The organism is Micrococcus sp. (genome assembly GCF_034179925.1).
Taxonomy (GTDB): Bacteria; Actinomycetota; Actinomycetes; order Actinomycetales; family Micrococcaceae; genus Micrococcus.
The window spans coordinates 23957-36665 of sequence record NZ_JAXFPG010000032.1; the positions used below are offsets into that span (position 1 = coordinate 23957).

12 protein-coding genes are annotated in these 12709 nt (G+C 74.5%); 10 read left to right on the forward strand and 2 right to left on the reverse strand.

The window, feature by feature from the left end; all coding sequences use genetic code 11:
- Positions 1-13: 13 nt before the first annotated feature.
- Entirely contained in the window at positions 14-451 is a 438-nt protein-coding gene (locus SPI96_RS05905; protein ID WP_321081436.1) for a pyrimidine dimer DNA glycosylase/endonuclease V, read from the reverse strand.
- A 194-nt stretch (positions 452-645) separates the two neighbouring features.
- On the opposite strand from SPI96_RS05905, the gene SPI96_RS05910 reads away from it, so the two are divergent.
- From SPI96_RS05910 to SPI96_RS05955, 10 genes are all read left to right on the forward strand, one after another.
- Complete coding sequence (locus tag SPI96_RS05910) at positions 646-834, forward strand: ubiquitin-like protein Pup (protein ID WP_321081437.1); 189 nt, start codon at positions 646-648, stop codon at positions 832-834.
- Positions 831-2219 (forward strand): Pup--protein ligase, encoded by a 1389-nt coding sequence (gene pafA, locus SPI96_RS05915; RefSeq protein ID WP_321081438.1) that lies wholly within the window; start codon positions 831-833, stop codon positions 2217-2219. The genes SPI96_RS05910 and pafA overlap by 4 nt, the downstream gene beginning before the upstream one ends.
- Before the next feature lie 36 nt (positions 2220-2255).
- Positions 2256-3371, forward strand: coding sequence for an FKBP-type peptidyl-prolyl cis-trans isomerase (locus tag SPI96_RS05920; protein WP_321081439.1), 1116 nt, complete (start codon positions 2256-2258; stop codon positions 3369-3371).
- A 37-nt stretch (positions 3372-3408) separates the two neighbouring features.
- The gene (locus SPI96_RS05925) at positions 3409-3804 is read left to right on the forward strand and encodes an FKBP-type peptidyl-prolyl cis-trans isomerase (RefSeq protein ID WP_321081440.1); all 396 of its coding nucleotides are present in this window, start codon (positions 3409-3411) and stop codon (positions 3802-3804) included.
- 19 nt (positions 3805-3823) lie between these two features.
- On the forward strand, positions 3824-5902 hold the full coding sequence (locus tag SPI96_RS05930) for a helix-turn-helix transcriptional regulator (RefSeq protein ID WP_321081441.1): 2079 nt from the start codon (positions 3824-3826) through the stop codon (positions 5900-5902).
- A 34-nt stretch (positions 5903-5936) separates the two neighbouring features.
- Positions 5937-6203 carry a Sec-independent protein translocase subunit TatA gene (gene tatA, locus SPI96_RS05935; RefSeq protein WP_321081442.1) on the forward strand — a complete coding sequence of 89 codons (267 nt, stop codon included), beginning with the start codon at positions 5937-5939 and terminating at the stop codon, positions 6201-6203.
- Between the two features lie 94 nt (positions 6204-6297).
- Positions 6298-7083 (forward strand): twin-arginine translocase subunit TatC, encoded by a 786-nt coding sequence (gene tatC, locus SPI96_RS05940; protein WP_321081443.1) that lies wholly within the window; start codon positions 6298-6300, stop codon positions 7081-7083.
- Between the two features lie 130 nt (positions 7084-7213).
- Complete coding sequence (locus SPI96_RS05945) at positions 7214-10249, forward strand: DEAD/DEAH box helicase (protein ID WP_321081444.1); 3036 nt, start codon at positions 7214-7216, stop codon at positions 10247-10249.
- A gap of 26 nt (positions 10250-10275) precedes the next feature.
- On the forward strand, positions 10276-11364 hold the full coding sequence (locus SPI96_RS05950; protein ID WP_321081445.1) for a hypothetical protein: 1089 nt from the start codon (positions 10276-10278) through the stop codon (positions 11362-11364).
- Between the two features lie 103 nt (positions 11365-11467).
- Positions 11468-12205, forward strand: a complete 738-nt coding sequence (locus tag SPI96_RS05955) for a polyprenol monophosphomannose synthase (RefSeq protein WP_321081446.1) — start codon at positions 11468-11470, stop codon at positions 12203-12205.
- Positions 12206-12354: 149 nt separating this feature from the next.
- On the opposite strand, the gene SPI96_RS05960 is transcribed toward SPI96_RS05955, so the two are convergent.
- Positions 12355-12702, reverse strand: a complete 348-nt coding sequence (locus SPI96_RS05960; protein ID WP_321081447.1) for an RNA polymerase-binding protein RbpA — start codon at positions 12700-12702, stop codon at positions 12355-12357.
- Between the last annotated feature and the right edge of the window lie 7 nt (positions 12703-12709).

Below are 12709 nucleotides of genomic sequence, written 5' to 3' on the forward strand. Positions count from 1 at the left end.
CGTCCCCGACGCGTCAGGGGCGCTCCCAGGAGGCCAGGGGCCCGTCCTCCACCGTGAACAGCGGGTGCACCTCCGGGGTGTCCTCCGCAGCCCACCGGGCGAGCCAGTCCGGGCTGCGGGCGGCCAGCTTGGCCCGCAGGTGCGCCCACTCGTACTCGACCTGCCCCGTGGTGGCGGGGATGGCGTCGACGCCGGACACGGGCCCGGGGCGGTCGATGCGGCTGCGGTCGAAGCGGTAGCCGCGGGCGTCGGCCTCGTCGGCCATCACGGTGAGGAAGGCCCCGACGGCAGCGAGCGGGTCGGGGTGCGCGGCGAAGCGCTCCAGCTGCGGGTGGTGCCGGTAGCCGCGGGTGCGCCCGGCCAGGACGGCCTGGGCCAGCAGCGCCTCCCGCCACCCTCCGGTCAGTCCGGGGCGGTCGAGGTGGCGGGGGTGCAGGGTCCACAGGCGCATGCGTCCATCCTCGCATCGGCGCGGACGTCATCGCGTCGACGCCGGGCCCGGGCGGCGTCGTCGTGCCCGGCGTGGGGCCCTCGGCGTAGGGTCAGGGGGAGGACCGGCCCGCCCCGCGGCGGCCGCCGGGCCGAGGGCCGCCCCTCCAGGTGGGGAGGCCCCACGAGACCGCCCCACGAGACTGAGGAGCACCCATGACCCAGGAGCAGTTCCGCCCCCGCCCCGGCGGCGACGACGACGCCGAGCAGTTCGGCGGCCAGGAGCGCGTGGCCCCGGCCGCCCAGGAGGCCGACCTCGACAGTCTGCTGGACGAGATCGACTCGGTGCTGGAGACCAACGCAGAGGAGTTCGTGAAGGGCTTCGTGCAGAAGGGTGGACAGTGACCGAGGACTCCCGCCGCGTCTTCGGCCTGGAGACGGAGTACGGCGTCCAGCATTGGCATCCCGGTTCCCGCCCGCTCAGCGCGGAGGAGGTGGTGCGCTACCTGTTCCGCCCCGTGCACGCGTGGGGCCGCTCGTCCAACGTGTTCGTCCGCAACGGCTCACGGCTATACCTGGACGTCGGCTCGCACCCGGAGTACGCCACGGCCGAGTGCTCCACCCTGGACGAGCTGATCGCCTCGGACGCCGCCGGTGACCTCATGCTCCACGACCTCGTGGTGCAGGCGGAGGAGGCCATGGCCGCCGACGGGATCGGCGGGCGCCTGTACGTGTACCGCAACAACGCGGACTCCTCGGGCAACTCCTACGGCAGCCACGAGAACTACCTGCTGCGCCGCCGCACCGAGTACCGCCGCCTCACCGAGGCGCTCGTCCCGTTCCTGGTGTCCCGGCAGATCCTCGTGGGTGCCGGCCGGGTGGTGCCGGCGGGCACCTGGCCCGAGGGATCCGGGGAGGCGCACTTCGCGTTCTCCCAGCGCGCGGACTTCGTGCAGGAGGGCGTGTCCTCCTCAACCACCCGCTCCCGGCCAATCATCAACACCCGCGACGAGCCCCACGCGGACGCCTCCCAGTACCGCCGGCTGCACGTGATCGTGGGGGACACCAACCTCTCCGAGCACACGCACCTGCTGCGCTTCGGCGCCACGGACCTGATCCTGCGCATGATCGAGGCCGGCTTCCCGCTGGGCGACCACCAGGTGGCGGACCCCACCCTGGCCATCCGGCAGATCTCGCACGACCCCACCGGCACCGTGCCCGTGGACCTGCGCGAGGGCCGAATGAGCGCCCTGGACCTGCAGGAGCACTTCCTGTCCGCCGCCCGCCGGTTCGTGGCGGACCGCGGCGCGCACCACGAGCGCGTGGAGGAGGTGCTCGAGCTGTGGGGCACCGTCCTGGAGGCGGTGCGCACGCAGGACCTGCGGCCCATCGAGGACCGCATCGACTGGGCGATCAAGCGCCGCCTGCTCGAGGACTACCGTGAGCGCCACGGCCTGGGCTGGGACTCCCCGCGCCTGGCCCAGCTGGACTTGGCGTTCCATGACATCGCCCCGGGTCGGGGCCTGTTCCGGGTGCTGCGCGAGCGCGGGTCCGTGCGGACGCTGCTGCCCGAGGGGGCCGCGCGGGCCGCAGTGGACACCGCCCCGGCCACCACCCGTGCGGCGGTGCGTGCCGAGTTCATCCGCCGGGCCCGTGAGGTCGGTCAGCCCTACACGGTGGACTGGACCTCGATGCGCCTGACGGAGCACCCGCTGCACACGCTCTCCGTGAAGGACCCGTTCGAGACCTCCACGGAGGCCGTGGATCGTCTGTTCGACCTCGTGGGATGACGCCTCCGGGGGCCGGGCGACAGTAGGGTGGACATCATGGACACCTTCGACCAGACCCCGGCTCCCGGCCGTGGCGCGGCACCGCGCCGGCGTCGTCCCCTGACCCTGCTGAGCCTGTCGCTGGCCGGCGTGCTGCTGGCCACGGCGTGCGGCACCGGCGACGGCGGCTCCGATGCCTCCGCCACGGACGGTGCCTCCGCCACCTCCTCCGCCGACGGGTCCGCCGCTCCGGCGGCGGCGAAGAACGTGGGCGACGGCGAGGGCGACCCGGCCGCGCTCGAGGGCGTGCACTTCTCCCAGGAGGGTGACGCCGCCCCCACAGTGCGCGTGGACCCGCAGATCTCCACGGACCAGCCCTCCACGCGCGTGCTCGCCACGGGTGAGGGGGAGCAGGTGATGCCCGGGGACCTCGTGGTCCTGGACTATGCGGCCGTGGACCCGCGCACCGGGAAGGTCACCGAGGAGTCCTTCACCCGGGACAGCGCCACGGTGATCGTGAACCAGGAGATGAAGGCCCGCGCCCCTGAGCTGTACGACATGCTCACCGGGCTCCACGCCGGCGGGCTGATCGCCGCCTACCAGCCCGGCCAGCAGGTGCCGGTGCCGGGGCCGACCGCCTCTGGCTCGGCGAGCCCCTCGCCCTCGAGCAGCAGCATCCCCGAGCGGCTGTACCTGTACAAGATCCAGGAGGTCAAGCCGCGCACCGCCCAGGGTGAGGCCGTGCAGGAGCGCGACGACCGCCTGCCGGAGGTGACCGTGGACGAGACCACCGGGCGTCCCTCGATCGCCACACCCGAGGGTCAGGCCCCGGACGAGCTGGTCGTGGAGCCCCTGGTCCGGGGCGAGGGCCGCGAGGTCGCCGCCGAGGACTCTGTGGTGGTCCAGTACACCGGTGTGAAGTGGTCGGACGGCTCCGTGTTCGACTCCTCCTGGGACCGCGGCGAGCCGGTCGACTTCCCGCTGACCGGCGTCATCGCGGGCTGGACCGAGGGCCTGCAGGGCCAGCGGGTCGGCTCCCGCGTGCTGCTGTCCGTGCCCTCGGAGAAGGCCTACGGCCCCCAGGGCACCCCGACCGGCTCCATCGGACCGGACGAGGATCTGCTGTTCGTCGTGGACATCCTCGACGCCCAGGCCCCCGCCCCCCAGAACTGAACCGACACCCAGAACTGACACCCTTCAAGGAGAGACCATGTCCTTCGGACAGCGCGATTACGACCGCACCAAGCCCGAGATCGACTTCCCCGGCGACACCCCGCCGTCCGAGCTCGTGGTGGAGGACCTCATCGAGGGCTCCGGCCCGGCCGTGGAGCCCGGCTCCCGTGTGCAGGTGCACTACGTGGGTGTGGCCTGGTCCACGGGCGAGGAGTTCGACGCCTCGTGGAACCGCGGCACCCCGCTGCCGCTGACGGTGGGTGTCGGCCAGGTCATCGCCGGCTGGGATCAGGGCCTGCTGGGCATGAAGGTGGGCGGGCGCCGTCGCCTCGAGATCCCGCCGCACCTGGGCTACGGGGCCCGCGGCGCCGGCGACGCCATCGCGCCGAACGAGACCCTGATCTTCGTGTGCGACCTGGTCTCGGTCGACTGATCCGGCCGGTCCGCCTCCCGTGAGTCCCGCCGCGCCCCGCGCCACGGAGGAGCCGGCTGAGCGGATCATCTCCCTGCTCTGGCTGCTCCTGCACGAGCCCCACGGCTACACCCGTGAGCAGATCCGCCGGCTCGTGGTCGGCTACGAGGCCCTCTCGGACGCCGCGTTCGACAAGCGCTTCCAGCGGGACCGGCAGGTCCTGCGGCAGGTGGGCGTGCCGCTCACCACGGCCGGGGACGAGGACGACGGCGACGCCGTCCGCCACCGGGTGGACCGGGACTCGCTGCTGCTGCGCGACCTCGACCTCACGGTGGACGAGCGCCGGGCCCTGCTGCGGGCCCGGCGCCTCTGGGGCGACTCACCCCTGCGCTCGGAGGTGGTGCGCGCCGTCGGGCTGCTGTTCCACCCCTCCGACGCCCTCGGCGGCGACGAGCTCGAGGGATTCCACACGCTCATGCCCCGCGTGGACCCGCGCCTGGAGGCCCTCACCCGGGCCGCGGCGGAGGAGTCCGTGCTGCGCTTCGGCTACCGGGACGCCACCGGGGCGCTGAGCACCCGCACCGTCCGCGCCTGGTTCCTCACGCTCGTGGCCGGGCGCTGGTACCTGACCGGCTGGGACACCGGCCGCGGCGCCGAGCGCAGCTTCCGGCTCTCCCGCATGGAGTCCGGACCCACCGTGCTGGACCCGCCTCCGGCCGCGGCCGCGGACGCCCCCGGCCGCCCCGTCGACTACGACCAGGCCGCCCTGCGGGCCCGGCTGACGGGCCGGGCCGCGGCGGAGCAGGTGCGCGTGTGGCTGGCCCCCGGCCGCGCCCAGGGCCTGCGGGTGGCGGGGGAGCGGGCCGCCCCCACCGGGGCGGACGGCCCCGCGCCCGGCCCGGGCTGGGAGCTGTGGCGCACCCGCGTGGGCGGGCCCGAGGCCGGCGTCGTGGAGGAGGTGGCCTCCTTCCGGGGTGCGGCCCTGTTCTCTGCGGCCGAGCCCGGCTGGGCCCGTCGGCTGCACGCCCATCTGTCCGCCGCCGTGGACGCCCATGCGGGGCCGGCCGACCCGTCCGTGCTGGGGGTGCCCCTGGCCGCGCCGGTGCGCCGGCGCCTGCGGACCTCCAGCGAGGACCTGGTCGGCCGGCTGCTGGACATCGTGGGCCTGGCCAACCGGGAGGGCGGTATCGCCCGGGCCGAGCTCGAGCAGCGCCTGGGGGTGCCCGCGGCGGAGCTGGACCGCGACCTCGAGGTGCTGCGCTACTGCGGCATGCCCGAGCGGGAGTTCCCGGGCTTCCAGTTTGAGGTCGAGCAGACCGACGGGCGGGTGCGCGTGCACCAGGCCTCCGAGCTGGCCGCGCCCGTGCGCCTGACCCTGCCCGAGGCCCACACCCTGCTGGCCGCCCTGCAGTCCGTGGCGGAGATGACCGTGCTGCCCGCGCCGGACCGGGCCGCGGCCCGCTCCGCCCAGGCGCGCATCCACGCCGGGCTCGTCGACGCCGGCCAGGCGCCCTCGGCGGCCGAGGACCTGCCCGAGCTGCGGGCCCCGGCGGCGGTGAGCGCCCACTGGGACGTGGTGGTGGACCCGGGGACGGTCCGGAGGCTGCTGACGGCGATCGCCGAGCGCGAGGTGCTGGCCCTGCGCTACCACGCGGTGCGCTCGGACGCGCTCACGGAGCGGGAGGTGGAGCCGCTGGCCGTGGTCCAGGAGCACACCCGCCTGTACCTGCAGGGGTGGTGCCGCCGGGCCGGGGCGACGCGCGTGTTCCGGGTGGACCGGATCGGCGCGCTCGAGCCCACGGGGGAGCGGTTCGCCCCCCGCCGGGGCCTCGGGCCCTGGCGCACCCACCCGGACGGCGAGGGCTTGAGCGTGCTCGTGCGGTGGGACCACGCGGTGCGCGACGCCGCCGAGGCCTACCGGCCGGTGCGGCAGGCCACCTGCGACGACGGCGCCCGCGTCACCGAGCTCGTCCTCGCCGACGTGTCTGTAGCCGCGGCGCTGGCGGCCCGGCACGGGGGAGCCGTGGAGGTGATGGGACCGGAGCCGGTGCGTGACGCCGTGCGCGAACAGCTCGTCATCGCCGCGGGGCGCGCGGGGGCGACGCTCCAGGCGCGGTAGCCTAGGCGCAGGTTTCCCCACTGAAAGGACCGCCATGTTCGCTGGACTCCAGGGTTGGCAGCTCGTCATCATCGTCCTGCTGGTGGTGCTGCTCTTCGGCGCCCCCAAGCTCCCCTCCATGGCCCGCAACCTGGGCCAGTCGATGCGCATCTTCTCCTCCGAGGTGAAGCAGATGCGCACCGAGGACCGCACCAAGGCCACGGGCGCCACCGGCACCGAGGGCGGCTCCCACGCTGCCACGACCGAGCCCGTCGAGGGCCGCGTCGTGGAGCCCGAGGCCCGTCCGCGCGACGAGCGCTGACCCGCCGCCGGCATTCCCGATGACGACAGCGGAGGAGACAGCGGCGCGTACCCGACGCACTCGGAGGCGCAAGCAGAGGAATCCCAACGGGGAGATGCCCCTGCGCGAGCACATCAAGGAGCTGCGCAACCGGGTGGTCATCTCCGTCATCGCCGTGGCGGTGGGCTCCGTGGCCGGCTTTATGGTGTACCAGCCCGTCATGGCCCAGCTGACCGCGCCGATCCAGGAGGCCAGCGAGCAGGGCCAGCTGGCCGCCGTCGCGTTCGACTCGGTCTCGGCGCCCTTCGACCTGATGCTCAAGGTCGCCCTGTTCATGGGGATCGTGCTGGCCAGCCCCGTCTGGCTCTACCAGATCTGGGCGTTCATCGTGCCCGGTCTGAAGCGCCGGGAGAAGAAGTACGCCGTCGGGTTCCTGGGGGCGGCGATCCCGCTGTTCATCGGCGGTGTCGTCCTGGGCTGGATGGTGTTCCCCCAGGCCGTGGCGTTCTTCATCCAGTTCTCCCCGCTGGGCTTCGCGACCTTCCCGAACGCCCAGACCTACATCAGCTTCCTGCTGCGCCTGTTCCTGGCCTTCGGTGCAGCGCTCGTGCTGCCGGTGTTCATGGTGGGGCTGAACATGCTCGGCATGCTGCCGGCCCGCACCATCCTGCGCCACTGGCGCATCACCGTGTTCGTCATCGCCCTGATCGCGGCCCTGGCCGCCCCCGGCTCGGACGCGATCACGATGTTCTACCTGGCCGCCCCGCTGTTCCTGCTGTTCAGCGTCGCCGTGGCGCTGTGCATGGTCACCGATCGCCGCCGGTCCCGCCGGAGTGTGGCCACAGAGGTGGATCGTGAGGCGGAGATCGCCGCCGGCCCGCGCCCGCTGAGCGAGCTCTGACCGCCAGCCCCCTGACACCCCCGGCCCCGCGCCGACCGGCCGCCCGCCCGACGCCCCGCTCCGTGTTCGCCCGGAGCGGGGCGTCGTCCGTCCCGGGCCCCGGCGGCGCCCCTGCCCGTACCCTGGGGGCATGTGCCCGGCCCCTGACGTGACCTCCCTGCCCGACGAGCCCGCGCTGAGCCCCGCCGAGCGGTACGCCCGCGCCAAGGCGCTGCGCCACCATCCCGGCTCCGAGCTCACCGCCTTCGCCGCGGGCCTGGCCTTCCCCCTGGACGACTTCCAGCGCGAGGCCTGCCAGGAGGTCGAGGACGGCCACGGCGTGCTCGTGGCCGCCCCCACCGGCGCCGGCAAGACCGTGGTGGGGGAGTTCGCGGTGCACCTGGCCCTGGCGCGGGGGCTCAAGGCCTTCTACACCACGCCCATCAAGGCACTGTCCAACCAGAAGTACGCGGACCTGGCGCGTGTCCACGGCGCCGAGCGGGTGGGCCTGCTCACCGGCGACACTTCCGTGAACCCGGAGGCGCCCGTGGTGGTGATGACCACCGAGGTGCTGCGCAACATGCTGTACGCCGGCTCGGACACCCTCACGGACCTCGGGTTCGTGGTGATGGACGAGGTCCACTACCTCGCCGACCGTTTCCGCGGCCCGGTGTGGGAGGAGGTGATCATCCACCTGCCCGAGCATGTACAGCTGGTGTCGCTCTCCGCCACCGTGTCCAACGCGGAGGAGTTCGGTGCCTGGCTGGACACCGTGCGCGGGGCGACCACGGTGGTGGTCTCCGAGCACCGGCCGGTTCCGCTGTGGCAGCACGTGCTCGCCGGATCCCGCCTCTACGACCTCTTCGCCGAGGACGTCGCCTTCGAGGACACCGCCGACCGCGACGCCGGGGCCCTGCTCAACCCGGAGCTCGAGCGCCTGGCCCGCGAAGCTGCCCGCCGCACCGAGCGCCCCGACTGGGGCCGGCCCGGCCGAGGCGAGGGCCGCAGTGGCCGCGGGCGGGGCGGGCGCCGCCCACAGGACCGGCGTGGCCGGGGAGGGCACCGCGCCGAGCATGGCCAGCCGGAGGTGGGGGGCCGTCGTCGTGGGTCCGGGGCGGCCTCCGCCTGGGACGACTCGCACCCGGTGACCGGCCGGGTGGCGCAGCCGGCACCCGAGCGGGGCCCACGCCTGATGACCTCCCGGGCTGAGGCCGTGCGCGTGCTCGACCGTGAGGGCCTGCTGCCGTGCATCACCTTCATCTTCTCCCGGGCCGGCTGCGACGCCGCGGTGGAGCAGTGCCTGCGGGCCGGGCTGGACCTCACGACGGACGCTGAGAAGGCGAGGATCGCCACCCGGGTGGACGAGGCCGCCCAGGCCCTGCCCCCGGAGGACCTCGCCACCCTCGGGTTCTGGGCCTGGCGGGATGGCCTGGCCCGCGGGTTCGCCGCCCACCACGCCGGCATGCTGCCCCCGTTCAAGGAGGCCGTGGAGGACCTCTTCGCGGACGGGGCGCTGAAGGTCGTCTATGCCACCGAGACCCTCGCCTTGGGCGTCAACATGCCGGCCCGCTCTGTGGTGCTGGAGAAGCTCACCAAGTTCAACGGTGAGTCCCATGTGGACATCACGGCGGGGGAGTACACCCAGCTGACCGGTCGCGCCGGACGCCGTGGGATCGACGTCGAGGGCCACGCCGTGGTGCTGTGGCGTCCGGGCCTGGACCCGGCCGCCGTCGCCGCACTGGCCTCGCGCCGCACCTACCCGCTGCGCTCCTCCTTCCGCCCCACGTACAACATGTCCGTGAACCTGCTCGCGCAGGTGGGCGCCGACCGGGCTCGGGGGATCCTGGAGTCCTCCTTCGCCCAGTTCCAGGCGGACCGCTCCGTGGTGGGCCTGGCCCGTGAGGTGCGGTCCAAGCAGGCCACGCTCGAACGCTATGCCGAGGCCATGGCCTGCGACCGCGGCGACTTCGCCGAGTACATGCGCCTGCGCAAGGAGCTCGCCAGCGCCCAGAAGTCCGGCTCGCAGGGGCGGCGCCGCGCCCACCTGGCCGCGGTCAAGGACTCCCTGGCGGACCTGGCGGTGGGCGACGTTGTCGAGCTGGTGGACGGGCGCCCGCTGGGGCGTGCGGTGGTCGTGTTCCCCGCGGGCAACCCGCAGAACCCGCGGGTCGGCGTGGTCACGGACAAGGCCCAGCTGCGACGGATCGGCGTGGACGACGTCACCGGCCCGGTGGAGCCGATCGCCGGGGCGGACCTGCCGCAGATCCTGCAGGTGAAGACCCCCTCCCAGCGCAAGGACGTGGCCGCCGCCATGCGTGAGGCCGTCCGCACCGGCCGTCCGCCCACGGGTGGGCGCCGCCGCGCCACCGGCTTCCGCCTGCGCGAGGAGCAGGACTCCCCGCAGGTGGAGCAGCTGCGCCGCGCTCTGCAGGCCCACCCCTGCCACGCCAGCCCGCAGCGGGAGGAGCACGCCCGCTGGGGCGAGCGGTGGTGGAGCATGCGGCGCGAGGTCGCTGCCCTGCGGGAGCGGATCGCCGGGCGCACCAACACGATCGCCCGCACCTTCGACCGGGTCACCGGCCTGCTGGAGTCCTACGGGTACGTGCGGGCCGAGCCGGACGCTCAGGGCCGCACCCTCACCGACCGAGGGCAGGCCCTGCGGCGGATCTACGGGGAGCGGGACCTGTTCACCTCGCTCGTGCTGCACGACCCCTCCACGGCGTCCCTGACCCCCGAGGAGTGGGCGGGCCTGGCCGCGCTGATGGTGTACCAGGGCAAGGGCGAATCCCAGGGCCTGCCGGTGGCGATGCCCACCGCCCGCCTGGCCCGGGTGGCCGAGGCCGCCGATGCCATCGAGGAGCGCCTGCGCCGGGACGAGGCCGCCGCCCGCCTGGAGCCCACCCCACCCACCGACCCGGGGCTCGTGCTGCCCGTGCACCGGTGGGTACGCGGGGCCACCCTGCGGGACACCCTGGCTGGCTCAGACCTGGCTGCGGGCGACTTCGTGCGCTGGGCACGCCAGGTGATCGACGTGCTCGACCAGATCGCGCAGGTCCCCGGCGACGCCCACCGCACCCGGGCCTGCCGCCGGGCCGCCGGGCTGGTGGCTCGCGGGGTGGTGGCGACTTCCCTGCCCGGGGCGGTTGCCGGGACGGTGCTGGACGCCGCCGACGCACCCGAGGGCTGAGCGGCACGACGCACTAGGGTGGCACCGTGAGCTCCCACCTGTTCCTCAACGGCGTCCTCCACTCGGTCAGTGACCCCTACGCCACGGCCGTGCTCGTGGTGGACGGGGTGGTGGCCTGGCTCGGCTCGGACGAGTCCGCCGCACACGTGGCCGGGGACGAGGTGCCCATCACGGACCTCGACGGTGCCGTGCTCACCCCCGCCTTCACCGAGCCGGGGGTGCCCGAGGAGGACGCCGCCGGGGCCCTGGGCCGCGGGGCCGCCGTCACCACCGTGCTGGCCCGCGACGCCGGCTCGGCCGCGCACCTGCGCCGCGGCCTCACCCCGGTGCGCGCCGTGGTCCACCGCCCGGCCGGCGCCGCCCCCGAGGCGGACGCCGCCGGTGTGTGGGCCGGCGTCGGGGAGGACGCCTCCGCCGCCGAGCTGACCGAGCTTCTGATCGAGGCCACCGCCCGGGGCGAGCAGGTGCTGCTGAGCCTCACGGCCGACGCCGGCCCCGCCGCCCAGCAGGCCGCCCTCGCCGCCCTGCGCGCCACCGCCGAGCGGCTGGGCGAGCCAGCCCTGGGGCTCGTCCGCCACCGGCTCGGGCTCACCGCCGCCGTGGGCGAGCAGGACCGTACCCTGCTCGCGGCCACCTCCACCGCCGTGACGGTCGCCCCGGATGCCTCCGGCACCCTGCACGCGCCGTTGGGCTCCCTGCTGGCCGCGGGCGTGCCCGTCTGCCTGGCCTCCGGCCCGCACCCCAGCCCGTGGGCTGCCGTGCGCGCCGGCCTCGAGCACCCGGACCCGGCCGAGCGTGTCACCGCACGGTCGGCGTTCACCGCCGCCACCCGCACCGGCCTGCGGGCCCTGCCGGATGTGCCCGCCGCGGCCGTGGAGGCCGCACCGCGGCTGGTCGTGGGCGCCCCGGCGACCTTCGCCCTGTGGCGCGCGGACGCCGTCGCCGTCCAGTCCCCGGACACCCGCGTGGCCGCCTGGAGCACCGACACCCGTGCCGGCACACCGCTGCTGCCGGCCCTGGAGGCCGGTGCCCCGCTGCCCACCTGGCTGGGCACCTGGGTCGACGGCGAACAAGCCGCCGACCCCGAGCACGCCGCGGCGCGCCCGACCGGCTGAGCCGGAACCGCCGGCCGGAGTTCCTATACTCATGGGAGATCAGACCAAGGCCCCGCCGTCCGGTGCGGGTCCTCACCAGACCCCCGGAAGGCGAGACGAACGCATGCGCGTGCTCACCATCATCCCGACGTACAACGAGATCGAGTCGCTGCCGCTGACCCTGGGGCGCCTCCGCGAGGCGGTGCCCGGCTCGGACGTGCTCGTCGTGGACGACGCCTCCCCAGACGGCACCGGCCGCTGGGCCGACGAGCGCGCCGCCCAGGACCCGCAGGTCCACGTGCTGCACCGCACGGAGAAGAACGGGCTTGGCGGCGCGTACATCGCCGGCTTCCGCTGGGGCCTGGAGCAGGGCTACGACGTGCTCGTGGAGATGGACGCCGACGGCTCCCACCAGCCCGAGCAGTTGCCCCGCCTGCTGGAGGCCGTGCGCACCGCGGACCTCGTGATCGGCTCCCGACGCGTGCCCGGCGGCAAGATGGTGAACTGGCCCGCCTCCCGCAAGGCGATCTCCGCGGCCGGGTCCCTCTATCCGCGCCTGATGCTCGGCCTGCGCCTGACGGACATCACCGCTGGCTACCGCGCCTACCGGGCCTCCACGCTTCGGCGGATCGACCTGGACGCCGTGCAGTCCAAGGGCTACGGCTTCCAGGTGGACATGACCTTCCGGGTGGCCCGCCTGGGCCTGCGGATCGTGGAGGTGCCCATCACCTTCGTGGAGCGCGAGCTCGGCGAGTCCAAGATGAGCGGCGGGATCATCCGTGAGGCCGTGGTGAACGTGACCAAGTGGGGTCTGCAGGCCCGCTGGGAGACGCTCACCGGCCTGCTGCGCGGGCGGCGCTGACCCCCACCGCGTCTCCGCTCCACGACGAAGGGGCCCGGCCGTGGCGGCCGGGCCCCTTCGTGTGTGCCGGCCCGTGAGGACGGGCCGGGCCTGTGCGTGTGCCGTGCGGGCGGGCGCGGCGGGGGAGTGCGGGGCCGGTGGCCCACGGGTCAGGACCCGACGGACTCCCCGCGGCTGGCGCGCAGCTTGGCCAGCTGGGTCTGGAAGGTCTCCTCCAGCTCCTCCATCGAGCGGCGCTCGAGCAGCATGTCCCAGTGGGTGCGCACCGGCTTGCCCTCGTTCTCCGCCGGCTTCTCCGCCGAGACGAGGAACGCCTCCTTGCCGGTCTTGGAGGTCCAGATGGCCGGCACGTCCGCCTCCACCGAGAAGGTCACGAACACCTGCTCGCCGTCCTCCGTGCGGTACTCGACCCGCTGGCGGGCGGCGGGCTCGACGCCGGCCTCGGACTCCAGGGACTGCGCGCCCAGGCGCATCCCGCGCAGGCTGCGATCGCTCACATTTCCT

Coding starts and splice junctions, on each gene's coding strand:
- SPI96_RS05905 (WP_321081436.1), bottom strand. CDS start 451: ATGCGCCTGTGGACCCTGCACCCCCGCCACCTCGACCGCCCCGGACTG.
- SPI96_RS05910 (WP_321081437.1), top strand. CDS start 646: ATGACCCAGGAGCAGTTCCGCCCCCGCCCCGGCGGCGACGACGACGCC.
- SPI96_RS05920 (WP_321081439.1), top strand. CDS start 2,256: ATGGACACCTTCGACCAGACCCCGGCTCCCGGCCGTGGCGCGGCACCG.
- SPI96_RS05925 (WP_321081440.1), top strand. CDS start 3,409: ATGTCCTTCGGACAGCGCGATTACGACCGCACCAAGCCCGAGATCGAC.
- tatA (WP_321081442.1), top strand. CDS start 5,937: ATGTTCGCTGGACTCCAGGGTTGGCAGCTCGTCATCATCGTCCTGCTG.
- tatC (WP_321081443.1), top strand. CDS start 6,298: ATGCCCCTGCGCGAGCACATCAAGGAGCTGCGCAACCGGGTGGTCATC.
- SPI96_RS05945 (WP_321081444.1), top strand. CDS start 7,214: ATGTGCCCGGCCCCTGACGTGACCTCCCTGCCCGACGAGCCCGCGCTG.
- SPI96_RS05955 (WP_321081446.1), top strand. CDS start 11,468: ATGCGCGTGCTCACCATCATCCCGACGTACAACGAGATCGAGTCGCTG.